Annotated in this window: 24 protein-coding genes and 1 pseudogene; 15 read left to right on the forward strand and 10 right to left on the reverse strand. The window is 65.3% G+C overall.

Annotated features, from left to right (window positions below; translation table 11 throughout):
- Window positions 1-66 precede the first annotated feature (66 nt).
- Window positions 67-627 carry a DUF2478 domain-containing protein gene (locus tag AAFG16_RS30230; RefSeq protein ID WP_342731141.1) on the forward strand — a complete coding sequence of 187 codons (561 nt, stop codon included), beginning with the start codon at window positions 67-69 and terminating at the stop codon, window positions 625-627.
- A 4-nt stretch (window positions 628-631) separates the two neighbouring features.
- Here the strand turns inward: AAFG16_RS30230 and AAFG16_RS30235 are convergent, their stop codons facing one another.
- Window positions 632-1207, reverse strand: coding sequence for a hypothetical protein (locus AAFG16_RS30235; RefSeq protein ID WP_342731143.1), 576 nt, complete (start codon window positions 1205-1207; stop codon window positions 632-634).
- A gap of 159 nt (window positions 1208-1366) precedes the next feature.
- Here AAFG16_RS30235 and AAFG16_RS30240 point away from each other — a divergent pair, with 159 nt between their 5' ends.
- Window positions 1367-2305: a LysR family transcriptional regulator gene (locus AAFG16_RS30240; RefSeq protein ID WP_342731145.1), complete on the forward strand. Its 939-nt coding sequence runs from the start codon at window positions 1367-1369 to the stop codon at window positions 2303-2305.
- A gap of 11 nt (window positions 2306-2316) precedes the next feature.
- On the opposite strand, the gene AAFG16_RS30245 is transcribed toward AAFG16_RS30240, so the two are convergent.
- From AAFG16_RS30245 to AAFG16_RS30265, 5 genes and pseudogenes are all read right to left on the reverse strand, one after another.
- Entirely contained in the window at window positions 2317-2901 is a 585-nt protein-coding gene (locus tag AAFG16_RS30245; protein ID WP_342731147.1) for a TIGR00645 family protein, read from the reverse strand.
- 34 nt (window positions 2902-2935) lie between these two features.
- A complete protein-coding gene (locus AAFG16_RS30250; RefSeq protein WP_342731149.1) occupies window positions 2936-3574 on the reverse strand; it encodes a TerC family protein in 639 nt (212 codons plus the stop codon).
- Window positions 3571-3932 (reverse strand): annotated as a pseudogene (locus AAFG16_RS30255) (hypothetical protein). Before AAFG16_RS30255 ends, AAFG16_RS30250 begins: the two are co-directional and overlap by 4 nt.
- 2 nt (window positions 3933-3934) lie before the next feature.
- The gene (locus tag AAFG16_RS30260; RefSeq protein WP_283080147.1) at window positions 3935-4393 is read right to left on the reverse strand and encodes a TerB family tellurite resistance protein; all 459 of its coding nucleotides are present in this window, start codon (window positions 4391-4393) and stop codon (window positions 3935-3937) included.
- Between the two features lie 590 nt (window positions 4394-4983).
- Entirely contained in the window at window positions 4984-5361 is a 378-nt protein-coding gene (locus AAFG16_RS30265) for a nuclear transport factor 2 family protein (protein WP_342731152.1), read from the reverse strand.
- Between the two features lie 160 nt (window positions 5362-5521).
- On the opposite strand from AAFG16_RS30265, the gene AAFG16_RS30270 reads away from it, so the two are divergent.
- The 4 genes from AAFG16_RS30270 (at window position 5522) to AAFG16_RS30285 (ending at window position 10100) form a co-directional block, all read left to right on the forward strand.
- Window positions 5522-7282 (forward strand): MOSC and FAD-binding oxidoreductase domain-containing protein, encoded by a 1761-nt coding sequence (locus tag AAFG16_RS30270; protein ID WP_342731154.1) that lies wholly within the window; start codon window positions 5522-5524, stop codon window positions 7280-7282.
- A 15-nt stretch (window positions 7283-7297) separates the two neighbouring features.
- A complete protein-coding gene (locus tag AAFG16_RS30275; RefSeq protein WP_342731156.1) occupies window positions 7298-7894 on the forward strand; it encodes a redoxin domain-containing protein in 597 nt (198 codons plus the stop codon).
- 39 nt (window positions 7895-7933) lie between these two features.
- Entirely contained in the window at window positions 7934-9397 is a 1464-nt protein-coding gene (locus AAFG16_RS30280; protein ID WP_342731158.1) for a PLP-dependent aminotransferase family protein, read from the forward strand.
- Between the two features lie 73 nt (window positions 9398-9470).
- The gene (locus AAFG16_RS30285; protein ID WP_342731160.1) at window positions 9471-10100 is read left to right on the forward strand and encodes an FMN-binding negative transcriptional regulator; all 630 of its coding nucleotides are present in this window, start codon (window positions 9471-9473) and stop codon (window positions 10098-10100) included.
- Here the strand turns inward: AAFG16_RS30285 and nhaA are convergent.
- Window positions 10097-11332 (reverse strand): Na+/H+ antiporter NhaA, encoded by a 1236-nt coding sequence (gene nhaA / locus AAFG16_RS30290; RefSeq protein ID WP_342731162.1) that lies wholly within the window; start codon window positions 11330-11332, stop codon window positions 10097-10099. The two genes, AAFG16_RS30285 and nhaA, sit on opposite strands and share 4 nt — an antisense overlap.
- A gap of 195 nt (window positions 11333-11527) precedes the next feature.
- Between nhaA and AAFG16_RS30295 the strand changes: the two genes are divergently transcribed.
- The 4 genes from AAFG16_RS30295 to AAFG16_RS30310 all read left to right on the forward strand — a co-directional run bounded on the left by AAFG16_RS30295 (window position 11528) and on the right by AAFG16_RS30310 (window position 15333).
- A complete protein-coding gene (locus tag AAFG16_RS30295; protein WP_342731164.1) occupies window positions 11528-12352 on the forward strand; it encodes a class II glutamine amidotransferase in 825 nt (274 codons plus the stop codon).
- Window positions 12353-12371: 19 nt separating this feature from the next.
- Window positions 12372-13598: a carboxylate-amine ligase gene (locus tag AAFG16_RS30300; protein WP_283080155.1), complete on the forward strand. Its 1227-nt coding sequence runs from the start codon at window positions 12372-12374 to the stop codon at window positions 13596-13598.
- A gap of 62 nt (window positions 13599-13660) precedes the next feature.
- Window positions 13661-13846, forward strand: coding sequence for a hypothetical protein (locus AAFG16_RS30305; protein WP_283080156.1), 186 nt, complete (start codon window positions 13661-13663; stop codon window positions 13844-13846).
- Between the two features lie 350 nt (window positions 13847-14196).
- On the forward strand, window positions 14197-15333 hold the full coding sequence (locus tag AAFG16_RS30310; protein WP_342731167.1) for a hypothetical protein: 1137 nt from the start codon (window positions 14197-14199) through the stop codon (window positions 15331-15333).
- A 193-nt stretch (window positions 15334-15526) separates the two neighbouring features.
- Here AAFG16_RS30310 and gor read toward each other — a convergent pair whose 3' ends face one another.
- The 3 genes from gor to rpiA all read right to left on the reverse strand — a co-directional run bounded on the left by gor (window position 15527) and on the right by rpiA (window position 18282).
- Window positions 15527-16915 (reverse strand): glutathione-disulfide reductase, encoded by a 1389-nt coding sequence (gene gor, locus AAFG16_RS30315; RefSeq protein ID WP_342731169.1) that lies wholly within the window; start codon window positions 16913-16915, stop codon window positions 15527-15529.
- A 132-nt stretch (window positions 16916-17047) separates the two neighbouring features.
- Entirely contained in the window at window positions 17048-17566 is a 519-nt protein-coding gene (locus AAFG16_RS30320; protein ID WP_283080159.1) for a DUF2059 domain-containing protein, read from the reverse strand.
- A 2-nt stretch (window positions 17567-17568) separates the two neighbouring features.
- A complete protein-coding gene (rpiA, locus tag AAFG16_RS30325; RefSeq protein WP_342731171.1) occupies window positions 17569-18282 on the reverse strand; it encodes a ribose-5-phosphate isomerase RpiA in 714 nt (237 codons plus the stop codon).
- 147 nt (window positions 18283-18429) lie between these two features.
- On the opposite strand from rpiA, the gene AAFG16_RS30330 reads away from it, so the two are divergent.
- The 5 genes from AAFG16_RS30330 to AAFG16_RS30350 all read left to right on the forward strand — a co-directional run bounded on the left by AAFG16_RS30330 (window position 18430) and on the right by AAFG16_RS30350 (window position 23316).
- Window positions 18430-19104, forward strand: coding sequence for an HAD family hydrolase (locus tag AAFG16_RS30330; RefSeq protein ID WP_283080161.1), 675 nt, complete (start codon window positions 18430-18432; stop codon window positions 19102-19104).
- A gap of 154 nt (window positions 19105-19258) precedes the next feature.
- Entirely contained in the window at window positions 19259-19735 is a 477-nt protein-coding gene (locus tag AAFG16_RS30335; protein WP_283080162.1) for a hypothetical protein, read from the forward strand.
- A 119-nt stretch (window positions 19736-19854) separates the two neighbouring features.
- The gene (gene moaA / locus AAFG16_RS30340) at window positions 19855-20889 is read left to right on the forward strand and encodes a GTP 3',8-cyclase MoaA (RefSeq protein ID WP_342731174.1); all 1035 of its coding nucleotides are present in this window, start codon (window positions 19855-19857) and stop codon (window positions 20887-20889) included.
- A gap of 289 nt (window positions 20890-21178) precedes the next feature.
- Window positions 21179-21718, forward strand: a complete 540-nt coding sequence (locus AAFG16_RS30345; protein WP_283080164.1) for a TRAP transporter small permease subunit — start codon at window positions 21179-21181, stop codon at window positions 21716-21718.
- Entirely contained in the window at window positions 21715-23316 is a 1602-nt protein-coding gene (locus AAFG16_RS30350) for a TRAP transporter large permease subunit (protein ID WP_283080165.1), read from the forward strand. Before AAFG16_RS30345 ends, AAFG16_RS30350 begins: the two co-directional genes overlap by 4 nt.
- The last annotated feature ends 29 nt before the right edge of the window (window positions 23317-23345 follow it).

Raw genomic sequence — 23345 nt, forward strand, 5'->3', positions numbered from 1 at the left:
ACCGACAACAGGGCCGCGGCGGAACCGCCGCGGCTCCCATTCATTGGCTGTGAAGCGAGATGCACCATGTTCGATGCGCAATGCGACCTCGGCGCCCTCGTCTACGAGCCGCATCAGGATCCCGACGCCGTCCTGCGCGACTTCGCCGCGGATTTGAGAGCACGCGGCCACCGCGTCGTCGGCATGGTGCAGGCCGGCCAATGCGCTGACTCCAGCCTTTCGGCGGTGCTGCTACACAGCGGCGAGAAGCTGCTGCTTGCCCAGGCTTTCGATCCGGCCGCGCAAGGTTGCCGCCTTGATCTTACGCGCCTTCAGAACACCGCCGAGCGTATCGCCGATGCCCTCACCCACGGCGCCGACCTCGTCATCATCAATCGCTTCGGCAAGCGCGAGCGCGACGGCAAGGGCCTCGCCTATCTGATCGAGCGCGCACTCAATGCCGACATTCCCGTCGTCATCGCCGTCGGCAAGGGCCATTTCGCCGACTGGATCAAGTTCGCCGGCGGCATGAGCGTCAGGCTCGGCTGCGACCGCGATGCGCTGGAGGCGTGGTGGCGGGGCGTCACGGCCGCAGGCGCGCAGTCGGACAGCGGATCACATCCGACCGTCTGCGAGATTCTCAAATAGCCGGTCAGACGAGCGGCTCGTCCTTCAGCGCCGACACCACCTGCGCGCCACGCTCGGTCAGGCGATAGGTCACGAGCGGGCGGCTCGACGGCGGCTTGCGCTCGATCTCGACGATGTAGCCGCGCACCATCAGCGCTTCAAAACTACCGTAGTAGCCGAACATGCTGATCTGGCTCTGCTTGAGCAGCTTGAACTCGCGAAGAAGCCGGATCTCGTTGCCCGAGAGCAGCGATCGGCGCACGCGCTGCACGAACCGTGCGCGCTGCTCGAACCAGGCCTGATCCGGCAATTCGTGCGAGGGCGCAGGATCGCGCTCGCAGGGACCCGCCTCCGGCGTGGCGTCGGCCGTGACGGGCGGCAGGCACGGCATGCTGCTGACGACCGCTTCCCTCGCGACGTCGAGCAAGGCGATCGGCCAGCGCCGCTTGCTGTCCACCATGACCGGCGGCGGCACGACATTGTCGCGCACCAATTGCTCGAAGCGCCCGGCAGTCACGCCGACATAAGCGGCCGCCCGTCGGCGATCGACCAGACGCGTATCCGGCCCGTGCTGCCGCTCGCAAGCAATGTTCTCGCCCACCCCAAGATCCCCTGACGCGTCGTTGCGCAAGGCCCGCGTCCCGCTTGGGGCCTGATCGAGCCGGCGGCGAACCTAGAGACGAGCAGCGCTCTCGAAAAGCAGAGAATGTCGTACATATTGATGCCGTTTCGGCAACGGCTATAGTCGACTGGGGATCCCATGCGCTTTCACTCACCGTCCATCCAGTATTTCCACGCCGTCCGCCGCACCGGCTCGATCCGCGCTGCGGCACGCGTCCTGAACGTTGCCTCCTCGGCCGTCAGCCGCCAGATTCTCAAGCTGGAGCAAGAGGTTGGATCGCCCTTGTTCGAGCGCAATGCGCGCGGGCTGACGCTGACGACGGTCGGCGAGATGCTGGCCCGGCACGTCATGAACGTACTCCAGGACCTCGACCGCTTCCGCTCGGACGTCGCCTCCCTGTCCGGCACCTGGCACGGCACCGTCAGCATCGCCTGCATCGAGTCGCTGACGGAATCGGTGCTGCCGGATCTGATCGCCGCGCATCGCGGCCGCGCCCGCCGCGTCAGCTTCACCCTTGAGGTGAAGGGATCGTCGGACGTGCTGGAGGCGCTCAGCCGCGGCGAAGCCGACATCGGCATCGCCATCGCGCTGAAACATCCGCCCGATCTGCGCCAGGTCGCCTTGAAGCGGTTTCGCCTTGGCGCCCTCGTCGGCCGCGAGCATCCGCTGGCGCGCCGCAAGACGGTGACGCTGGCGCAGTGCCTCGCCTTTCCCGTCATCCACGCGCTGCCGGAGCTGTCGATCTATCATCTGCTCCAGCCGCTGATCGCCCAGCTTCCGGAGACGCCGGAGCCGGCGATCCAGGCCAACTCGATCGACCTGATGCGCGAGCTCGCCGCGCGCGGCGTCGGCGTCGCGTTCCAGACCCAGCTCGGCATCAACAGGCTATCGCGCGACAGCCAGCTCGTGTTCCTGCCGCTCGACAATGCCGGCAGCCCGCTGTGGTCCGACCTCGGCATCTATGTCCGCGCCGAGCGTACCCTGCCCGACTACACCGAGTCCTTCCTCCAGGAGCTGGTGCGTGAGCTCGGCGAGCGCGAGCGGCGCGAGAACGCGGCCTATCCGCAGACCGCCTGACTCGCACGGGCTCAGCGGTGACGCGCCTCCTTGCGGTGCCCGTTCTCGCTGAGACGGTCGACCCAGGCTATGCCGATCGCGGAGATGATGAAGGTCAGGTGGATCAAGACCTGCCACATCACGCCGCCCTCGGTGAAATTGCTGCGCGTGGTGCCGAGATTGCCGGCCTCGATGAAGGTCCGCAGCAGCGAGATCGAGGAGATGCCGATGATCGCCATCGCAAGCTTGATCTTGAGCACGCTGGCATTGACGTGGCTGAGCCATTCCGGCTCGTCGGGATGGCCGTTCAGGTTCAGGCGCGAGACGAAGGTCTCATAACCGCCCACGATCACCATCACCAGGAGGTTCGAGATCATGACGACGTCGATCAGTCCGAGCACGACGAGCATGATCTGCTGCTCGCTGGCGTCGAACGAATGCACGACGAGGTGCCAGAGCTCCTTCAGGAACAGCAGCACGTAGACGCCCTGCGCGATGATGAGGCCGACATAGAGCGGCACCTGCAGCCAGCGCGAGCCGAAGATCAACTGGGCGAACGGGCCGATCTGCGGCCGCGGCGAAGGCATGGCCGAATGTGCTTTGGGTTCGGACGTCATTGATCACTCCGGATTGCAGGCAGGACGCGTCGGCTTAGAGACTCGCGATCACAGGCGCAAGCTCGAGCGAGCCGCGATAGATCATCTCGAAGGCGACGTAAACGATGATGGCGAGGCCGACATAGGCGATCCAGCGCTGCTTCTGAAGCACGCGGCCGAGCAAATCGGCCGCAACGCCCATCATCGCGACCGAGAGCAGCAGGCCGAAGGCGAGGATGTAGGGATGCTCGCGCGCGGCGCCGGCAACGGCGAGCACGTTATCGAGTGACATCGAGACGTCGGCTGCCACGATCTGCAACGCCGCCTGCCCGAAGGTTTTGCGCGGCACATCTGCGGTGCCGGCGTTACCGCCGCGACTGAACGCGAGCTGGCTCGCATGCGCGGACTGCTCGCGCAGCTCGCGCCACATCTTCCAGCACACCCACAAGAGCAGCACGCCGCCGGCGAGCAGGAGGCCGATCACCTGCAAGAGCTGGGTCGCGACGCCGGCAAAGACGATGCGCAAGGCGGTGGCGGCGACGATGCCGACGACGATGGCGCGCCGGCGCTGCTCGGCCGGCAGGCCGGCGGCGGCAAGGCCAATGACGACGGCATTGTCGCCGGCGAGCACGAGGTCGATCAGGACGACCTGAAGCAGAGCGGTCAGCGCGTCTGCGGTGATGAACTCAATCATGATTGATCATTTTTCGATGCGGACGGATCGAGCCATTGCGGCTTCTTCCGCTCGACCCAATCCAGGACCTTTGCGCGCGAGGAGCGCAGCGCGGGCACGTCTTCGGCGAGCAGTGCAAGGCCGAGCGGCAGCATCCAGACGCCGAGCACCGGCAGGAACGACAGCACGCCGCCGACGACGAGCAGCGCGCCGGAGGGAATCCTGACCCAGCGGCTGGACGGCTTGAGCAGATAGGTGACGGTGTCGCTCATGCGCGGCGGCAGGCGATGGACGAGCTTGTCGGACGCGGGTCACCGCCGGCCATCTGGCCGGTGGTGCCCTCGTTTACAGTCGTCGACTCGTCCGAAGCTGCGCTCATGCTCACTCCTGTTTGGCGGCGCTCGCCGCGCCCGGGCCGACCGGTTTTGCACGCGGCAACACCAGGGTCAGCAGGCGCAACAGCTTGATCGCCTGCACCTCATGCGGATGCACGTCCTCGTCGGCAGCCGCGACGCGCTCCGACAATTCCATCAGATGGGACGAGAGCGGCATGTTCGAAACCGGCCGCAACGTGTCGATCACCACATTGGCAAAGTCCGGCTCCTCCAATCGTTCCGCCAGCTCGTCGAACATCGACAACAGCCGCTCGTCGCTGATGTGCGGCGCCAAGCCGCGGTCCCGGATGAAACGGATCACCTCGTCGCGCTCGACCGGCGAGACCCGCCGGTCAGCCACGGCGACCAGCGCGCCGGCGATGACCAGCGCCACCGCCGCCTGCTCGTTCAGGCTGGACGGCTCGGTGATCTCGATTTCGATGGGTTTTGAAGTGGCGTCAGACATCGTTGCTCCTCAATCTTGCCAAATGGCCGCACGGAGCTGCGATGGGGACGATGGGTCGGAAGGAACTCGAGAAGGCCCGACGATCGGCCGATCCATCGCATTCGCGCGGGACAGGTCATCCGACATCGCGAGGTTTGCCGACATTCGTCGGCGTCCTCGCCAGAGGGGCCCGGATTCTTGTTCGCATCAGACATAAAGATGGGTCGGACGGAATCAAGGCGAGAGACATGCGACCAGCCGCCGCATCGGGTTCCGTCTTGCCGTACTTGGTTAAGCGGTCGTGCACAGCTCTCGTGTCCCGGACGCGCTGCAGCGTGCCAAGAGCGCGTTCACGCGCGTCTTCGACGCGCTATGGCTGCTGCGCAGAGCCGGGACCCAGAAGGCTCCGCGCTCCGCTGCCGCATGGGCCCCGGCTCTGCAGCGCACCGCTAAGGGGCGCTGCGCTGCGTCAGGGGCACGAGAGCATTGTTGAGTGCGCAACGGCATCAACATCGTCATTGCGAGCGCAGCGAAGCAATCCAGAGTGTCGCCGCGGAGGGATTCTGGATTGCTTCGCTGCGCTCGCAATGACGGGGTGAGCGGCTCGCAGCCTACCCCACAATCTCGAGATGCGCACGCGACGGTGACGGATCGAACCGGTCGCCGAAATACTGCGTCTCGTGCGCCACCAATCCCTCGCGGAATTCCATGATGCTGACGACGTAGGACGGCACGCCGTCATAGCTCAGGACGAACTCGCTCACCCAGAGATCGCCGCCACCGACGATCCGCCGGACCGTGAAGCGCTTCTTGTTCGGCTGCACGAAACGGCTTTCCTGGATCTTCCTGCGACCATGGATGCGCTCGCCGGATTGCGGATAGTCGAGCACGGCGTCCTCGCGATAGATGTCGTGCTCGGCCTCGAAATCGTTCGCGTCGGACGCAGCCCAATGACGCTGCAGCGCCGCCAGCTTCGCCTGATCATCCATCGCGACCTCCCGTCCTTGCGGTTTCCAGCCCTCAGATTGGCGCACAGTCGGGCGGGGGCAAGGCTCCCCTCGCAACGTCTAACAACGACTAACGCGCCAAAAATCCGACTTGGATGCAGATTGACAATGCCGCGATCTGGAACCCGCCGGGAAAACGCCCATGGCACGTTTGCTGTCCGTCAATGTCGGCTTGCCGCGCGACGTCGCCTGGCAAGGCAGGACCGTTCATACCGGCATCTGGAAAGCGCCCGTCACCGGCCCGCGCAGGGTGCGCCGGCTCAACATCGACGGCGACGGCCAGGGCGACACGGCCGGTCATGGCGGCGAGCAGCGTGCCGTGTTCGTCTACCAGGACGACTCCTATCGCTACTGGCAGAAACATCTGGGCCGATCGAACCTCGTTTATGGTCAGTTCGGCGAGAATTTTACCGTCGAGGGCCTCGCCGACACCGAGGTCTGCATCGGAGACCGCTACAAGATCGGCTCTGCCCTGTTCGAGGTGACGCAGCCGCGCGTCACTTGCTACCGGCTCGGCATTCGCATGGAGGAGCCGGACATGGCCGCGCTGCTCGTCAGGCACGGCCGCCCGGGTTTCTATTTCCGTGTGATCGAGGAAGGCGACGTCGAGGCCGGCGACGAGATCACGCAAGTCGCTGATGGCCCCGAGCGCATGAGCGTGTTCGAGATCAATGCGCTGCTTTACCTGCCCCCGCACCCGCGCGAACGTCTCGAACGCGCGTTGAAAATTCCGGCGCTGAGCCGCGGCTGGCGTCATTCATTCGGAGCGCTGCTCGACCAGCAGCACGCCGGCCATGCGGCAGGGGGAAACGCCGGACTTGGCCCGGCCGCAAGTCCGCCTCCGGCCTGGCGCGGCTTCCGGCCGTTTCGCGTCTCGCGCAAGATCGCCGAGAGCGGCAACGTGACGTCGCTGGTCCTCGATCCCCAGGACGGGCATGCCGTGGCGGCCGCCCTGCCCGGCCAATTCGTGATCGTGCGGCTCGGTCCTTCCGCCACGGCCGCGATGACGCGCAGCTATTCGCTGTCGCGCCGCGCCGATGCCGCATCCTATCGCATCAGCATCAAGCGGGAGGCACACGGAGCGGCCAGCCAATATATCGCCGATGAGCTCCGGATCGGCGACGTCGTGCAGCTCGGCGCGCCGCGTGGCAGCTTCACGCTGCGGCAGGATGCACGGCCCATTGCGTTGCTGAGTGCCGGGATCGGCGTGACGCCCGTGCTCGCAATGCTTCACGCGCTCGCCGCAGAAGGATCGACGCGAGAGGTCTGGTGGCTGCACGGCACCCGCAACGGCCGCGAGCATGCATTCGCCGCCGAGGTGCGCGGACTGCTGGCCGGACTGCCGCATCATCACAGCCATGTCTGCTACAGCGCGCCCGATCCTGACGATCGCGCCGAGGTGGATTACGACACGGCCGGGCGTCTGGATGCGCCTCTGCTGGAGCGGCTCGACGTGCCGCGCGACGGCGACTTCTATCTGTGCGGCCCGGCCGCTTTCATGAGCGATCTGACGACCGGCCTCGCCGCATTGGGCGTCACGCCCGATCGCATCCACACCGAGTTGTTCGGCTCCCAACCGTCGCTGACGCCCGGCATCGCGGCGGCGCCGAAAATGCCCGCGCATCTCCCGGCCGGGGCACCGGGCCCGGGGCCGATGGTGTCGTTCGCGCGCAGCGGCCTCAATGTCTGCTGGGGTCCAACCTATGCCAGCCTGCTCGAGCTCGCCGAGGCCTGCGACGTCCCCGTGCGCTGGTCGTGCCGGACCGGCGTGTGCCACAATTGCGAGAGCGGGCTCGTGGCGGGCACGGTGAGCTATGCGCCCAATCCGCTCGACGCACCGGCCGAGGGCAATGTCCTGATCTGCTGCGCGCAGCCGCAGGGCGACGTCGTGATCGATCTCTAGACATGGGAGAGTTTGATGCGGACTGACATGGTGCCGGGAGCAACCTTCCCGGATTACGAGCTCAGCGATCACACCGGCAAGCACCGCAAGCTCTCCGAGCTGCAGGGAGGCGATCCCATGATTGTCGTTCTCGGCCGCGGCGGCTTCTGTCCGAAAGATCGCCGCCAGACCGAAGGCCTGTTGCAGCTTCATCGCGAAATGGAGGTCGGCTATTGCCGGCTGGTCACAATCACCACCGACAACATCACCGAGACCAACGAATACCGCGGCGGCGCGGGCGCGCACTGGCCCTTTCTCTCCGATCCCAGGCGGATCGTTCAGAAGGACCTCGACATCGCCGAATACACCGATCCCGTCCACAATCCGATGATTCCGCATGTCATCGTGCTGGAGCCCCGCTTGCGCATTCACAAGATCTACAACGGCTACTGGTTCTTCGGACGTCCGACCGTCGAAGAGCTTCGCCAGGACCTGCGCGCAGTCACCATGACGTGCCGTCCGGATTGGGACATCACCGCGCCCGGGTTCAGGGCGCTCTGGGACCAGGGCCGCAAGGAACATTTTTACCCCTACGGCAAGCCTTTCGTCGCAACTCTCGGCGACCAGGGTTAGAAACACATTCCGACCTTGTCCATTCGGCCCGGAATGTGAATGACCCGGATGCAAACCAATCCCGGCGCGCGCGCCGGCCACATCGGCGCGCGCCAGATCTATGAGGCACTGCGCGATCAGATCATGGCGCGGGTGTATGGCACCGACGGCCAGCTGCCGTCCTCGCGCGCGCTCGCCGGCGAGATGGGCGTAGCGCGCTCGACCGTCACCGTCGCCTACGAGCAGCTTGCGGCCGAAGGCTTCATCGAGACACGCCATGGCGCCCGGCCGCGCGTCGCCCGCGCCGTCGTCGAGCGCGGACGCACGCGCCTCGCCTCGCATGCGCCGGCGCGCAAGGTGCACCTGTCGCGCTTCGGCGAGGGGCTGCGGCAGGACCCGCCGCGCTGGATCGAGCCGCCGCACGGGCTCGTTGCCAACTTCCGCTATGGCGAGCTCTCGCCATCGGACTTCCCGGTGCTGGCCTGGAAGAAGGCCGTGACCGCGGCGATGGCGCGCAGGCCCGCGCGGCTCGCCTATGATGACCCCTGCGGATCGCTCCGGCTGCGCACCGCGCTGCAGGGTTATCTGTGGCGATCACGCAGCGTCCGCTGCGAGGTCGAGCAGATCGTCGTCGTCAACGGCTCGCAGCAGGGCCTCGACATCTGCGCCCGTCTGCTGCTCGATGCCGGCGACCGCTTCGTGATGGAGGATCCCGGCTACCAGATGGCGCGCCACACCTTTGCGGCGACGGGCGCCGAGACGATGCCGATCCCCGTCGACGCGGATGGCCTCGAGACCGAGCGGCTCGACGCCGTCGCAGCCCGCCTCGCCTATGTGACGCCGTCGCATCAATATCCGCTCGGCGGCGTTATGCCGATCGGCCGCCGGCACCAATTGCTCGCCTGGGCGCGCAAGAATGATGCCTACGTGATCGAGGACGATTACGACAGCGAATATCGCTACGACACCAAGCCGATCCCGCCGCTGCATGTGCTCGAAGGCAGTGGCAACGTGATCTATCTCGGCACCGTCTCCAAGACGCTCTCGCCGACCTTGCGGATCGGCTATCTCGTGGTGCCCTCGGGGCTGCGATCCCTGTTCGCCGCCGCCAAGCAGGTCATGGACCGGCACACGCCGCTGATCGAGCAGGAGGCGCTTGCCGCGATGCTGGAGAGCGGCGCCTATGACAGCCATGTCAGGCGCGTGCGCCGGCGCAATGCCGAACGCCAGCAGGCGCTGGTCGGCGCACTGCGCCGCCGGTTCGGCGATCGTGTCCGTATCGACGGCGCGGCGGCCGGCCTGCACGTGGTGGCCTGGTTCGATGATCTGCCGCAGAAGCGCGAGGACGCGCTGATCGAGGCGGCCCGCGCCAGGGGCGTCGGCATCTATCCCGTCTCTGCGCTGCGCGTCGGCCCCCGCCGGTCGAAGACGGTCGGCCTCGTCATGGGCTATTCGGCGCTGGAGGTCGCGCAGATCGAGCGCGGCTGCAAGCTGCTGGCGCAGGCCGTCGCCGAACTGGACTGACGAAATCGTTCGAAACTGGCGTTTATCACAGGCCAGATTGCCGCTATCTCCGTGACCAGAACGGAGACACGCCATGTACATTCCCCCCGCCTTTCGCGACGACGACATCGAGAGCATTCGGGCGACCATTCGCCAAGCCCGCCTTGCGAGCCTCGTGACGGCCACCAGCGAGGGCCCGGTCGCAACGCCGCTGCCGCTGTTCCTCGACGAGACCGAGGGCGAGCACGGCGTTCTATACGGGCATGTTGCGAAGGCCAACCCGCAATGGCAGCTCGCCCCGATCGGCCACGCGCTCGCGATCTTCAATGGACCCGAAGCCTATGTGACGCCGTCCTGGTACGCGACCAAGCAGGAGACCGGCAAGGTCGTGCCGACCTGGAATTACGTCGCCGTGCACGCCTACGGGCCGGTGGAATTTTTCCAGGAGCCGGAGCGACTACTCGAGGTCGTGACGCGGCTGACTAGCAAGCACGAAGGCGCGCGCGCCAAGCCGTGGGCGGTGAGCGATGCGCCGGCCGATTTCATCGCCGCGCAATTGCGCGGGATCGTCGGCGTGCGCATTCCCGTCGTGCGGTTCGAGGGCAAGCGCAAGATGAGCCAGAACCGGCCGGAGGCCGATCGCATCGGTGTCGTGCAGGGGCTTTCGGCGAGCGACAACCCCCACGACCGCGAGGTCGCGGCCCTGATCCCGCTCCCGACCTAGTCTTCGATCTCGTTGCGTTGGCGCTGGGCAAACTCCGCCCCGAAACCGAGGCCGAGCGTCACGGAGATGAGCGACCCCAGCAGCACGCCGAGCTTCGCGGCGTCCAGCAGGTTGGCGTCGGCGAAGGCAAGCATGGCGATGAAGATCGACATGGTGAAGCCGATACCCGCCAAAAGCCCGATGAGGCAAATGCCGCCCCATGAGACGCCCGGCGCCAGGCGGCACCAGCCCGAGCGCACCGCAAGCCACGTCACCCCGATCACGCCGACGGGCTTGCCCGCACATAAGGCGAGTGCAACGCCGAGTGTCACGAACTGAGTGCCGCTTGATAACTCCATGCCCTTGAAGCTGACGCCCGCATTCGCCAGCGCGAAGACGGGCATGATGGCGTAGGCGACCCAGGGATACAGCGCCGTCTCCACACGGATGACAGGCGGCGCGATCTCGGGACTGGGTGAGCGCACCGGCGTGATCAGACCAAGCACGACGCCCGCTAGCGTCGGATGAACCCCGGCCACGAGGAAACCCGTCCAGACGACGAACGCCGGCACGATATAGGCATAGGCTGAGCCGAAACCGAGGCGCTGAAAGCCAAGCGCCATGACAACGCCGAGCGCCGCGACGGCGAAGCCGCTTGGATCGAGCCCGCTGGTGTAGAATAGCGCGATGATGAGCACCGCAATGGTGTCGTCGATGATGGCGAGCGCCAGCAGAAAGACTCTGACGTTGCCGTGAATGGATTTTCCGAGCAGTGCCAGTACGCCGACCGCGAACGCGATGTCGGTCGCCGTCGGGATCGCCCAGCCCTGATCGCGTCCCGCACCGACATTGAGGCTCAGATAGATCAGCGCGGGAACAACGACACCGCCTAACGCCGCGAGCACCGGCAGAATCGCCTGATCGAATTTGCTGAGCGCGCCCTCGTGGATCTCGCGCCGGATCTCCATGCCGACGACGAGAAAGAACACCGTCATCAACGCGTCGTTGATCCAGAAATGCAGCGATCTCTCGAAGGCGAATGCGCCGAGGCGAAGCGGAATCAGCTGGCTCCAGACGTCGCGATAGGAATGGGCTAAGGGCGAGTTGGCCCACAGCAATGCGGCTGCCGCTGCCACGAGCAGCACGATGCCGCTGATAGCCTCGACATGCAGGAACTGCTGGAAGGTCGCGAGCGCTCGCTCGGCAAAAGATTGGGATTTGGGCAGGTGCCTGCCGGGCAGCTGGTCGTTCATGGGTGCACACATCCTGCGTGGCGGCCCGACCATCGCTTGACCTGTCGCTGCACCAATGCAGCAAGCACCCGGACGCTGTTCTACACAACGGAGGCACTAACGCAACCCCACACGGCCGTGCTTCGCCGGGAACCATCGTCCCGTCAGCTGTGTTGATGCATCTCAGCACGCATCTTCTGCCTGACGGGAACACCCATGTGCCGCTGGATCGCATACCGGGGCGAGACCACCTCGTTCGAGCCTTACGTGACCGAGCCCGAGCATTCGCTGGTGGCGCAAAGCATCCGCTCGCTCCAGTCGACGGCGGGATCGAACGGCGACGGCTTTGGTCTCGGCTGGTACGGCGAGCATCCCGAGCCCGGCCTCTATCGCGAGACGCGGCCGGCCTGGTCCGATGAAAACCTGCGCTATCTCTGCCGCCACCTGCGCTCGCATCTGTTCTTCGCCCATGTGCGCGCCGCCACCGGCACGGCGGTGACGCGGCAGAATTGCCATCCCTTTGCCTGCGGCCACTGGATGTTCATGCACAACGGCTTCGTCGGCAGCTGGAACAGGCTGCGGCGCAAGGTCGAGGCGCTGATCCCCGACGCCTATTATCCGTCGCGCCTCGGCACGACCGATTCGGAAGCCGTGTTCCTCGCCATGATGGGCGCGGGTCTCGAGAACGATCCGCTTCGAGCGACGAAGGCCGTGCTGCAAGCGCTCGTCGGCCTCGTCAATGAAGGAACACTGCGCGAGCGACTGCGCTTCACCAGCGCCATCGCCAACGGCCGGGATCTCTATGCCTTCCGGATCGCGGTCAACGATGTCGCCAACACGCTCTACTTCCGCGAGGACGGCAGCCAGGTCATCGTCGTGTCCGAGCCGTTCGACAAGGAGACGGACTGGACGGAGGTGCCGCCGAACCACGCCCTCATCGCGCGCGCATCCGAAAGCGCGAGAATTGTTCCATTCGACCTTGCAATTTCCAGTGGGTCCGCGGAACCGGCTCCGGCCAGGCGGATTATAGCCCGCAGATAGAACTGCTGCCGGGCGGCATATGACAATTGCTTCGGACGTCTTGAAACTGCTGCGGCTGGATCCCTCCGACGGCGGGCAGCACCTCGTCATTCGCTCGGCCGGCGCGCGCGGCAAGGCGGCGGACTATTCGTTCGGCATCGAGGAGGAATATTTCCTCGCCGACCGCCGCACCCTCGAGGTCGCAATCCAGACTCCCAACGAGCTGTTCGAATCCGCGAACTGGTCGACCGGCGGCCAGGCCATGCGGGAGATGCTGCAATCCCAACTCGAGGTCGCCACCAACGTTCACGTCGACGTCAACGACGCGCGGGAAGAGCTCCGCTTCCTCCGCCGCGAGGTCGCGACCGTCGCCGCGCAGTATGGTTTCGTGATCATGGCCTGCGGCACGCATCCGACCGCGGTCTGGCGGATGTCGCAGCCGACCCCCAAGCCTCGCTACGAGGAGATGATCGAGGATCTGCGCAGCATCGGCCACCGCAACATGATGTGCGGCATGCATGTGCACGTGCAGCTGCCGGATCCCGAGAAGCGCATGGCGGTGATGCGGGCGATGCTGCCGCATCTGCCGCTGTTCATCGCGCTCTCCGCCTCCTCCCCCTTCTGGAATTCGCACAAGACGGGCCTGAAGGGCTACCGGCTCGCCGCCTATTCCGAGCTGCCGCGCACCGGCCTGCCCGAATTGTTCGAGAGCCGGCAGGACTATGACGAATACGTCGGCGCGCTGCGGCGCTCCGGCGTGATTCCCGACGAGAGCCACATCTGGTGGGCGATGCGCCCCTCGATGCGACATCCGACCCTCGAGCTTCGCGCGCCCGATACCTGCACCCTCATCGACGACGCCGTTGCCATCGCTTCGCTCTATCGCGGTTTGACGCGCCACCTCTATTTGCGGCCCGATCTGTCGAAACAGGTCACCGTGGTCGAACGCGCGATTGCGGTCGAGAACAAATGGCGCGCCCAGCGCTACGGCACCGACTGCATCTTCGCCTCCAGGGACGGGCCGGTCACGATCTCGGAGCAGCTCTCGCGCGTGATCGACGACACGGCCGAGGACGCAGCCGCGCTGAATTGCGCCGCCGAGGTCGAGCACTGCCGGACCATTGTCGAACGCGGCAGCTCGGCGGAGTTCCAGCTTCGCGCCTACCGCGATAGCGGCGACGACATCGCAGCCGTGTCACGTTGGATCGCTACATCTACGATCTCTGGAACGAGCGCGCCGATGGATCGCAGTCCCGCGCCGTCATAGCGCCCGCGCAAGCTTCGGCAGCCAAGGTGCCGCCCTCGAATTCGACGATCGTGGAGGACGACATGAATCGCATCACATCGTGCACCGGCTGCGGCCATGCACTTGTCCCGATGCTGACGGCGAAGGGCCGCGCGGAGCTAAGCTGTCTCTGGTGCGAAGGCATCGACGCGCGTACGCTGGAGATGGCGAAGTGGGCGGACAGCCCCTCCGGCAAGCCCGAGCGGTCCGCCCGTCCCTCGTTCGAATGAGCCATTTCCGCCGCCGGGCCGCCGGCGGTCGATGATCGCGGTGGCTTTGGCGGCTGCATGCCTTTGCAGGGCATGCCGACAAATTAGACAAGGTGCATCTCTTCACCGGGCTTGCGAGTCCCGTGAACAGAGCGAGGTAAGCCGGTGAAGCGGCTCATCTAACCTCAGGTGCAGCCTCGGCTTTTCTTGCCGCCGCGAGGGGCCGGAGAGCCCACGCGCGGGTAGCGCGCGCCGACTGGCCCAGAATTCGCAAGACAGCATCAGGCCTCAGTCCCTGCTCCTTTCACCGAGTGGAGCAGCAAGATGCGCGCGCCAGCTCCGGGATCGATGGCCCAGAATCGGAGAATGCCATGAACGTGCATGCCGCGGCCGATCTCAAATTCACCGGCCTCACCCGCCCGGATGGCTCACCCCTTCGCTTGAACGATCAGGATTTCGTCGCGATCGATCGCGACAAGAATGCGAAATTCGAGGCGACCTACCGGCCGCAAGCACTCTACAACCGCGCCAACGAGGGATTTCACGCCAACAACGAGACCTTCCTCCTGCACGAGGTCGCGACGAATCTGCCGATCTATCGCCCCGACACCGGCCCCACCGATTTCCATCTGCATCTGCCGCCGGGCGGCTTCCAGCTCGTGCTGGTCACATCGGGCGCGTTCACCTTCGACTATGATGGGCGCTTCTACAATGTCGGCCCCGGCGCGGTGATGCTGCAAAGCGCGATCGTGCACCGCCAGCTGTTCTACACCTGGTCCGGACTGTCGACCGAAGAAAACCTGAAGACGCCGCAGACGGTCGTGCCCGATCCGATCTCGATGGGCTACTCCGGCAAATTCCTCGAAGCCTTCGTGACCGACCCGACGACCTTCCCGAACCCGACCATCGTCGGTCCTGACCAGATCAACGAGGCCGAGACGCCGCGCGTGGCCTGGAGCCACCCTCTGCACAACCGTCCGGCCGGTGCAGGCTTCTGGCTTCAAGACCCGTTGGCGCTCGATGCGCTGTTCCGGCCGCTCACCGGCAGCTCCGTCAAATCCGCCATGCCGGTTTACGTCCGCGATATCGGCATCGAGATTCCGAGCGGCCACCTCGTCACCGGCCACATCATCGCGACCGACCCGCGCGGCCAGTCGCTGCTGCCGAAGAGTACAGCGGCCGCGGATGCAACCTGCTTTGCCAAGGGCGAGGTCGCGATCTACCGTGTCATCCGCGGCACCGCCGAGTTCAAGAAGAAGTCCGGCGAGAGCTTCGAGCTCTCTGCCGGCGATGTGGTGACGGCCGGCAAGGAGTCGATCAGCCTCGTTGGCCTCAGTGAAAACACCCAGGTCCTCCGCCTCGGTCTGCTCAAAGGCATGAACGAGCTTCGCAGCTGGACGCCGACCCAGCGCGACGAGATCGATGGCCTCGCCGGTCAGATCATTACGCAGAAGGACATCCGTCCCCTGCGCACGGAAGGAAAACCAGTCGGGTATTTGTACGGGTAGGCGCGTCGCAGCTAAGCGCTCGAGGTTCTTCCTTCTCCCCTTGTGGGAGAAGGTGGCGCGAAGCGCCGGATGAGGGGTTCTCTCCGCTCGCACGACCGCTTGTGAGGAGCGAGACCCCTCACCCGTCTCGCCGCTACGCGGCGAGCCACCCTCTCCCACAAGGGGAGAGGGTAAAGAAGAGCCGCTCGTGCCCCTACTCCGCCGCCTGCCTTACATGCCGCGCGGTCGGCGTGCGCATCGTCACCAGCTCTTCGGCCGCGGTCGGATGCAGCGCGATGGTCGCGTCGAAATCGGCTTTTGTCGCCTTCATCTTCACCGCGATCGCCACCACCTGGGTCACCTCGGCGGCGCAATCGCCGACGATGTGGCAGCCGAGCACGCGATCGGTCGAGCCGTCTACCACGAGCTTCATCAGCACGCGGGTGTCGCGGCCGGACATCGTCGCCTTGATCGGGCGGAACGTCGTCTTGTAGATGTCGACGTGGCTGAACTGCGCGCGCGCCTCGGTTTCCGTGAGGCCGACCGTGCCGACCTCCGGCTGCGAGAACACCGCGGTCGGGATATAGGAATGATCGACCTGCACCTCGCGCTTGCCGAACACGGTGTCGGCGAAGGCATGGCCCTCGCGGATCGCGACCGGCGTCAGGTTGAAGCGATGGGTGACGTCGCCGATCGCATAGATGCTGTCGACCGAGCTCTTCGAGAAATGGTCCACCGCGATGCCGCCATTCCGAGGGTTGATGGCGACGCCAGCGTTCTCGAGCCCGAGATTGGCAACGTTGGGGTGGCGGCCGATCGCGAACATCACCTGGTCGGAGGCAAGGCTCGACCCGTTCGACAGATGCGTGGTGAACTCCTCGCCGTGGCGATCGACCTTGGTCACCGTGCAGCCGGTGAGGATGGTGATGCCCTGTTTCTCCATCTCGCTGCGGACATGGGTGCGGACATCCTCGTCGAAGCCGCGCAAGATATTGTCGCCGCGATAGATCACGGTGACATCGGAGCCGTAGCCGGCGAAGATCCCGGCGAATTCCAGCGCGATATAGCCGCCGCCCTGGATCACGATCCGCCGCGGCAGCTTCTTCAAATGAAACGCCTCGTTGGAGGAGATCACGTGCTCGATGCCGGGGATCGCTGTACCATGGTTCGGCGCGCCGCCGGTGGCGATCAGGATGTACTTCGCGGTGATCTTCTTGTCGTCGGTGAGCAGGCGGACCGTGTGCTTGTCCTCGATCACCGCACGGCTCTTGACGACCTCTGCGCCCGACTTCTCGACATTGGTCGTGTAGGCCGCCTCCAGACGCGCGATCTCCTTGTCCTTGTTGGCGATCAGCGTCGGCCAGTCGAAGGTCGCGGGCGGAACGGTCCAGCCGAAGCCGGCGGCGTCCTCGAGCTCGTGTCGGACATGCGAGCCGATCACGAACAGCTTCTTCGGCACGCAGCCGCGGATCACGCAAGTGCCGCCCATGCGGTACTCTTCCGCGATCATCACGCGGGCACCATGGCCGGCCGCGATGCGGGCGGCACGCACACCACCCGAGCCGCCACCGATGACAAAGAGGTCGACGTCGAATTCAGCCATTGTCCACTCCGACCTCTTCTTTCAGCGCATGATCCGGAGAAGTGTGCAGCCGTTCTCCGACAGGATCATGCGCAAATACCGGGCCTAAAGCGCGATGACGCGCTTTAGGCCTTTCTGACTAGATAGGTGCTGTCAGATTTCCTTGCCACGCTTGCGCATCTCGGCGCGGAAGGCGCCCATCACGGTCTCGGAGAAGTTCTGGGCCCAGGAGTTCATGAAGGCCATGCTGAGACCGATGGCGCGCGGCTCGGCGTCGATCAGCTTCTTGCCCAGCGGCGACTTGTAGAAGGTGACGAGATCCTTCAGCTCCTGCTCGGTGAACTCGCTGGCGTAGATCTGCGCCATGCCCTCACCGATCTCGTTCTGGCGGCCCTGGAGCTGCTGGGCCACGATCGGAGCGACCTCGGCGAGGTCCTTCTGGTAGTTGAGGTTCTGCTGGGTCAGCGCGATCTTGGTCTTCTCGACGAGGCCGGGCACGGCGCCCTGATACATCGCCGTGGCGTTCTTGATCTGCAAGATCTCCTTGGCCGCCGCGATCGCCGCCGGCGAGGCCTTGGGCGGCGTGGCCTGCTGCGCGAGGGCCGGGGCAGCCGAAAGCGCCAGCCCCACAGCGAGGGTCGCGGCCGGCAAGAATTTCAAAACACTCTTCATTCCTAGTCTCCTTTCGGCTTACGCCGTTCAATCACGCGAATTCCCTCGCCACCCGCCAGAACGGCCGAGCTGGCCAAGCCGATGAACAACCCGTGCTCGACCACGCCGGGGATCGCGCTCAACGCCTTGGCGAGGCTGGGCGGATCCACAATACGTCCGAGCTGGGCATCGACGATCCAGTGGCCGCCATCGGTGATGAAAACGTGGCCATCTTTGGCCTTGCGGACCGCCATTTGCCCGGAAACGCCGCACGCCGCAAATGCCTTCTCGATCGCCCGGCGCGTCGCGCCAAGGCCGAACGGGATGACCTCGATCGGCAGCGGAAACTTGCCGAGCGTCGGCACCCATTTGCTGTCGTCGGCAATCACGATCATGCGATCCGAGGCGGCCGCCACGATCTTCTCGCGCAGCAGCGCGCCGCCGCCGCCCTTGATCAGGTTGAAGTCGGGATCGATCTCGTCGGCGCCGTCGACGGTCATGTCGAGATGGTCGATCTCGTCGAGCGTGGTCAGCTTCACGCCGCAGCGGATCGCATCGAGGCGCGTCGCCTCGGAGGTCGGCACGCCGATCACCTTGAGCCCGGCGGCGACGCGCTCGCCGAGCAGCTCGACGAAATGCTTCGCGGTCGAGCCGGTCCCGAGCCCGAGCTGCATGCCGTCACGCACCTCCTCGAGCGCACGCGCCGCAGCCTGCCGCTTCAACTGGTCCATGTCCAAAATGCGCCCGCCTCTCGATAAGGGTGTTTGCGGCGGCCTATGTAGCCTCGTTTTTCCCGCCAGAACAGGCCTCTGGGCCGATCTTATAAGGTGAACTTATGGCGTCGGCCCTTGCGCCGATCCGGCCGGCCCGATAGCGCTTGGACCATGGCCTCCCCTTACACCCTCGTCTTCGATCTCGACGGCACGCTTGTGGATACGGCGCCCGACCTGATCACCGCGCTCAATTACGTGCTCGACCGCGAAGGCCTGCCGCCGGTGCCGATGGCCTCGGCCCGCAACATGATCGGCGCCGGCGCCCGCAAGCTGATCGAGCGGGGGGTGGAGGCCGAGGGCCGCACCGTCACGCCCGCGGACATGGACCGGATGACGGCGGATTTCATCGCCTATTACGCCGACCATATCGCCGTCGAATCCCGGCCCTTCGAGGGGCTCGAGACCGCGCTCGACCAGTTTGCCGCCCAGGGCCATCGCCTCGCGGTCTGCACCAACAAGCTGGAATGGCTGTCCAAGCGCCTGCTGGACCAGCTCGACCTGACCCGCCGCTTCGCCGCGATCTGCGGCGCGGACACTTTTGGCGTCCAGAAGCCCGACCCGGCCATTTTCCGCGAGACCGTGGCCCGCGCCGGCGGAGAGGTGAAGGCGTCCATCATGGTCGGCGATGCCGGAACCGATGTCGGGGTGGCGCGCCGCGCCGGGGTGCCCGTGATCGGGGTCAGCTTCGGCTATACGGACGTGCCGATTGCCGAGCTGAAGCCGGACCGGCTGATCCATCACATGCGCGACCTGCCGGCCGCCGCGCACAGCCTGATGACGGCCTAGCGCCCGCAATTGCCTGATATCATTTGGCTATTCCGCGGAACTCTGCATTAACCATCTATTAACTATGCGTGGACCGCCGGTTGCTCGCCCAAAGCGACGCACCTAAGGTCCGGCCGGGGTATGTGGCGGTTCGTCGCACTGGAAGTGAATGGTCATGCGTCGTGTCATCGCGATTGCGCTAGCGGGAGCGAGCCTTGGCGGCTGTTCCTCGATGTCTTGGGACATGTTCAAATCGGCCCCGCCGACCGCCCAGGTCCGGCTTGAGTCCAATCCGCCGGGCGCCGACGCGAGCACGTCGCTCGGCCCGGGCTGCAAGACCCCCTGCTCCGTCTCGGTTCCCGCGCCCGACGCGCCGTTCACCGTCGCCTTCGCGCTGCCCAAATACCAGCCGGCCAGCGTGCCGGTGAACGTGATCAAGAATCCCGGCGATTTCACCACGCCCGCCACGGTCACGACCGATCCGAATCCGGTGTTCGCGGAGCTTCAACCCGCGGTGCCGCCCAAGCCGGTGAAGAAGAAGCCGCACCGGCCGAGGGCCAAACCGGCCGCAGCCGCGCCTGCTGCGGCACCGGCCGAGGCCACGCCGGCCGCGGCCTCGCCGTTCCCCGATCCGGGCACAGGCAAGCGCTGATCCAAGCGGTGATCACGTATACCACCCGATTGTCCTAGCCGCGTCCGATGCTTAGATTGCGTCCAAGGCACCGCCGAAGCAAAGGTGCCGCCCGTCGCCGTAAGTGACAAGGCATTGGTATGAACGGACCTTCCGCGAACCCCCGCGCTGCGCTGTCGAGCGCAATGACCGATCCGTTTGGGCGGACCATCTCGTATTTGCGCGTCTCCGTCACCGACCGCTGCGACCTGCGCTGCTTCTACTGCATGTCGGAAGACATGACGTTCCTGCCCAAGGCCGATCTGTTGACGCTGGAGGAACTCGACCGGCTCTGCTCGGCCTTCATCGCCAAGGGCGTGAAGAAGCTCCGGCTCACCGGCGGCGAGCCGCTGGTCCGCCGTAACGTGATGACGCTGGTCCGCTCGCTGTCGCGGCACCTGAAGAACGGCGCCCTGAACGAGCTGACGCTGACCACCAACGGCACCCAGCTTGCGAAACATGCGCAGGAGCTGGCCGATTGCGGCGTCCGCCGCATCAACGTCTCGCTCGACACGCTCGATCCCAAGAAGTTTCGCGAGATCACCCGCTGGGGCGAGATCGACAAGGTGATGGAAGGCATCGAGGCCGCGCGCGCCGCAGGCCTCGCCGTGAAGATCAACGCGGTGGCCCTGAAGAATCTCAACGAGGACGAGCTGCCCGAGCTGATGCGCTGGGCCCACGGCAAGGGCATGGGCCTGACGCTGATCGAGGTCATGCCGATGGGCGAGATCGGTTCGGGCCGGATCGACCAATATCTGCCGCTGTCCCTGGTGCGTGGCCGCCTCGCCCAGCAATTCACGCTGACGGATTTAGCCGAGAGCACCGGCGGCCCGGCGCGCTATGTCAGCGTCGCCGAGACCGGCGGCAAGCTCGGCTTCATCACGCCGATGACCCATAATTTCTGCGAATCCTGCAATCGGGTCCGCATCACCTGCACCGGCACGCTGCACACCTGCCTCGGCCACGAGGACGCCTCCGATTTGCGCAAACCTCTGCGTGCATCGGACGACGACATGCTGCTTGCGGATGCGATCGATCGCGCCATCGGGCTGAAGCCCAAGGGCCACGATTTCATCATCGATCGCCGCCACGACCGCCCCAGCGTCTCCCGGCACATGAGCGTCACCGGCGGCTAGGACTCAAGCCCGACCGCGTTAAGCTTTTGAGCGCGCGTCAATTTGTCCATTTTCCGATTGACGGCGCCTGAAGCCGCTGGTTTGGTGCGACCGCCTTTGCTTGCCCGGCAACAATAAGCCGGCCCGCCCGTTGGCGGTCGCGGTCAAGACGGCAAGGCACGAGGGGATGACTGACGCCGCAACGCTTTCGGAAAATCATCCGTGCGGTCGCGTGCTTTTTGCACGCCGGCCCAGCGATGCGTGCTGAAGCCTCCCGTGAAGTGTTAGGCCGCGACGGAGAAACAATAAGATGCGTCCATTGCTGGCGGTGAGCAACGCCATCGACCTTCTCAACGAGAAGATCGGCTACGTCTGTAACCTCCTGGTGCTTCTGTCATGCCTGGTCAGTGCGGCCAACGCCATGATCCGCTACGCCTTCAGCTACTCGTCGAACGGGTGGCTCGAGCTGCAATGGTACATGTTCGCGATCCTGGTGATGTTCGGCGCGTCCTACACCTTCAAGCGCAATGAGCATGTCCGGGTCGAGATTTTCTATCTGCTGCTCTCCGAGCGCGGCCAGCTCCTGCTCGATCTGATCGGCACGTTGTTCTTCCTGATTCCCGCCTGCCTCCTGCTCGCGTATCTGTCCTGGCCGTTCTTCATGCAGGCCTATGACGTCGGCGAGATGTCCGGCAATGCCGGCGGCCTGATCCGCTGGCCGATCAAGTTCGTGATTCCTGCCGGCTTCGTCCTGCTGGCGCTGCAGGGTGTTTCCGAGGTCATCAAGCGTATCGCGGCTCTCCAGGGCTATGTGACGATCGACGCCAAGTACGAGAGGCCGACCCAATGATTACGCTGGAAATGATGCCGCCGCTGATGTTCGGCGGCCTGGTTCTGGCGATGCTGATCGGCTTCCCGGTTGCGTTCACGCTCGCGGCGGTCGGCCTCTCCTTCGGCTTCCTCGCCATCCATCTCGGCTTCTTCGACCTCAACTTCCTCCAGGCGATTCCCGGCCGCGTGTTCGGCAGCGTGCTCTCCAACGAGCTCCTGCTCGCGATCCCGTTCTTCACCTTCATGGGCGCCATATTGGAAAGATGTGGCCTCGCCGAGGACATGCTGGATTCGATGGGCCAGCTGTTCGGCCCGGTCCGCGGCGGCCTCGGCTATTCCGTCATCATCGTCGGCTTCATCCTCGGCGCCATCACCGGCACGGTGGCGGCGCAGGTCATCGCCATGGCGCTGATCTCGATGCCGGTGATGATCCGCTACGGCTACAACATGCGCTACATCACCGGCGTGCTGGCGGCCTCGGGCACCATCACGCAGCTGGTGCCGCCCTCGCTGGTCCTGATCGTGCTCGCCGACCAGCTCGGCAAGTCGGTCGGCGACATGTATCTCGGCGCCTGGGGCCCCTCGGTGTTCCAGATCATGCTGTTCGCCGGCTACACCTTCGTCCTCGGCCTGATCAAGCCGGGCCACGTGCCGCCGGTGCCGCTGGAAGCGCGCACGTTGACCGGCTGGGCGCTGTGGAAGAAATGCCTGATGGGCATCATCCCCTCCGCCGTGCTGATCTTCGTCGTGCTCGGCACCATGATGATGGGCCTTGCAACCCCGACGGAGGCCGGCGCCATGGGCGCGGTCGGCGCCATCGTGCTCGCCGCGATCCACCACAAGGACTTCACCTCGACCGATCGCAAGGTGCTCGTCGTCGGCATCATCGCCGCCGGCATCGGCACCATCGTCGCGATGCTGTTCACCGAGAACCTGATCTTCAAGCTCGCCTTTGCCGTGACTTATCTCGCGGTGGCCTGGATCTGCCTCTCGGCCGCGCGCATCCCGGACCTGCGCGACCTCATCAAGCAGGGCTACGAGTCCACCATGCGCCTCACCTGCATGGTCACCTTCATCCTGATCGGCTCGACCTGCTTCTCGGTGGTGTTCCTCGGCGTCTCCGGCGGCGTCTGGCTCGAGCATCTCTTGACCTCGCTGCCCGGCGGCGTTTGGGGCTTCCTGATCTTCATCAACCTCTTCATCTTCTTCCTGGCGTTCTTCCTCGACTTCTTCGAGATCGCCTTCATCATCCTGCCGATGATCGCGCCGATCGCGCAGAAGATTTTGGGCCCCGTCGTCGGCGACGGCCCGGCGCTGATCTGGTTCGGCGTCATGCTGTGTGTGAACATGCAGACCTCGTTCTTGCATCCGCCGTTCGGCTTCGCCCTGTTCTATCTGCGCGGTGTCGCGCCGAAGGAAGTGAAGAGCTCCGACATCTATTGGGGAGCGATGCCCTGGATCGGGCTGCAGATGATCATGGTGCTGATCGTGATCGCCTTCCCGATCACGGTGACGGGCCTCCTGGACAAGCCGCTCAACGTCGATCTCGACAAGGTCAAGATCGAGGTTCCGCAGATCGACCTGCCCCCGCTGGATCTCGGCCCGCCGCAGAAGTAGCCGAGGCCAACGTAGCTGCGCTTTTCCTT

It is taken from the genome of Bradyrhizobium sp. B117, assembly GCF_038969555.1.
Classification (GTDB): Bacteria; Pseudomonadota; Alphaproteobacteria; order Rhizobiales; family Xanthobacteraceae; genus Bradyrhizobium.

What these genes read in the sequence shown, in the direction of transcription:
- AAFG16_RS30230 (WP_342731141.1), top strand. Translation starts at nt 67, where the DNA reads ATGTTCGATGCGCAATGCGACCTCGGCGCCCTCGTCTACGAGCCGCAT.
- AAFG16_RS30240 (WP_342731145.1), top strand. Translation starts at nt 1,367, where the DNA reads ATGCGCTTTCACTCACCGTCCATCCAGTATTTCCACGCCGTCCGCCGC.
- AAFG16_RS30245 (WP_342731147.1), bottom strand. Translation starts at nt 2,901, where the DNA reads ATGACGTCCGAACCCAAAGCACATTCGGCCATGCCTTCGCCGCGGCCG.
- AAFG16_RS30250 (WP_342731149.1), bottom strand. Translation starts at nt 3,574, where the DNA reads ATGATTGAGTTCATCACCGCAGACGCGCTGACCGCTCTGCTTCAGGTC.
- AAFG16_RS30260 (WP_283080147.1), bottom strand. Translation starts at nt 4,393, where the DNA reads ATGTCTGACGCCACTTCAAAACCCATCGAAATCGAGATCACCGAGCCG.
- AAFG16_RS30265 (WP_342731152.1), bottom strand. Translation starts at nt 5,361, where the DNA reads ATGGATGATCAGGCGAAGCTGGCGGCGCTGCAGCGTCATTGGGCTGCG.
- AAFG16_RS30270 (WP_342731154.1), top strand. Translation starts at nt 5,522, where the DNA reads ATGGCACGTTTGCTGTCCGTCAATGTCGGCTTGCCGCGCGACGTCGCC.
- AAFG16_RS30275 (WP_342731156.1), top strand. Translation starts at nt 7,298, where the DNA reads ATGCGGACTGACATGGTGCCGGGAGCAACCTTCCCGGATTACGAGCTC.
- AAFG16_RS30280 (WP_342731158.1), top strand. Translation starts at nt 7,934, where the DNA reads ATGACCCGGATGCAAACCAATCCCGGCGCGCGCGCCGGCCACATCGGC.
- AAFG16_RS30285 (WP_342731160.1), top strand. Translation starts at nt 9,471, where the DNA reads ATGTACATTCCCCCCGCCTTTCGCGACGACGACATCGAGAGCATTCGG.
- nhaA (WP_342731162.1), bottom strand. Translation starts at nt 11,332, where the DNA reads ATGAACGACCAGCTGCCCGGCAGGCACCTGCCCAAATCCCAATCTTTT.
- AAFG16_RS30295 (WP_342731164.1), top strand. Translation starts at nt 11,528, where the DNA reads ATGTGCCGCTGGATCGCATACCGGGGCGAGACCACCTCGTTCGAGCCT.
- AAFG16_RS30300 (WP_283080155.1), top strand. Translation starts at nt 12,372, where the DNA reads ATGACAATTGCTTCGGACGTCTTGAAACTGCTGCGGCTGGATCCCTCC.
- AAFG16_RS30305 (WP_283080156.1), top strand. Translation starts at nt 13,661, where the DNA reads ATGAATCGCATCACATCGTGCACCGGCTGCGGCCATGCACTTGTCCCG.
- AAFG16_RS30310 (WP_342731167.1), top strand. Translation starts at nt 14,197, where the DNA reads ATGAACGTGCATGCCGCGGCCGATCTCAAATTCACCGGCCTCACCCGC.
- gor (WP_342731169.1), bottom strand. Translation starts at nt 16,915, where the DNA reads ATGGCTGAATTCGACGTCGACCTCTTTGTCATCGGTGGCGGCTCGGGT.
- AAFG16_RS30320 (WP_283080159.1), bottom strand. Translation starts at nt 17,566, where the DNA reads ATGAAGAGTGTTTTGAAATTCTTGCCGGCCGCGACCCTCGCTGTGGGG.
- AAFG16_RS30330 (WP_283080161.1), top strand. Translation starts at nt 18,430, where the DNA reads ATGGCCTCCCCTTACACCCTCGTCTTCGATCTCGACGGCACGCTTGTG.
- AAFG16_RS30335 (WP_283080162.1), top strand. Translation starts at nt 19,259, where the DNA reads ATGCGTCGTGTCATCGCGATTGCGCTAGCGGGAGCGAGCCTTGGCGGC.
- moaA (WP_342731174.1), top strand. Translation starts at nt 19,855, where the DNA reads ATGAACGGACCTTCCGCGAACCCCCGCGCTGCGCTGTCGAGCGCAATG.
- AAFG16_RS30345 (WP_283080164.1), top strand. Translation starts at nt 21,179, where the DNA reads ATGCGTCCATTGCTGGCGGTGAGCAACGCCATCGACCTTCTCAACGAG.
- AAFG16_RS30350 (WP_283080165.1), top strand. Translation starts at nt 21,715, where the DNA reads ATGATTACGCTGGAAATGATGCCGCCGCTGATGTTCGGCGGCCTGGTT.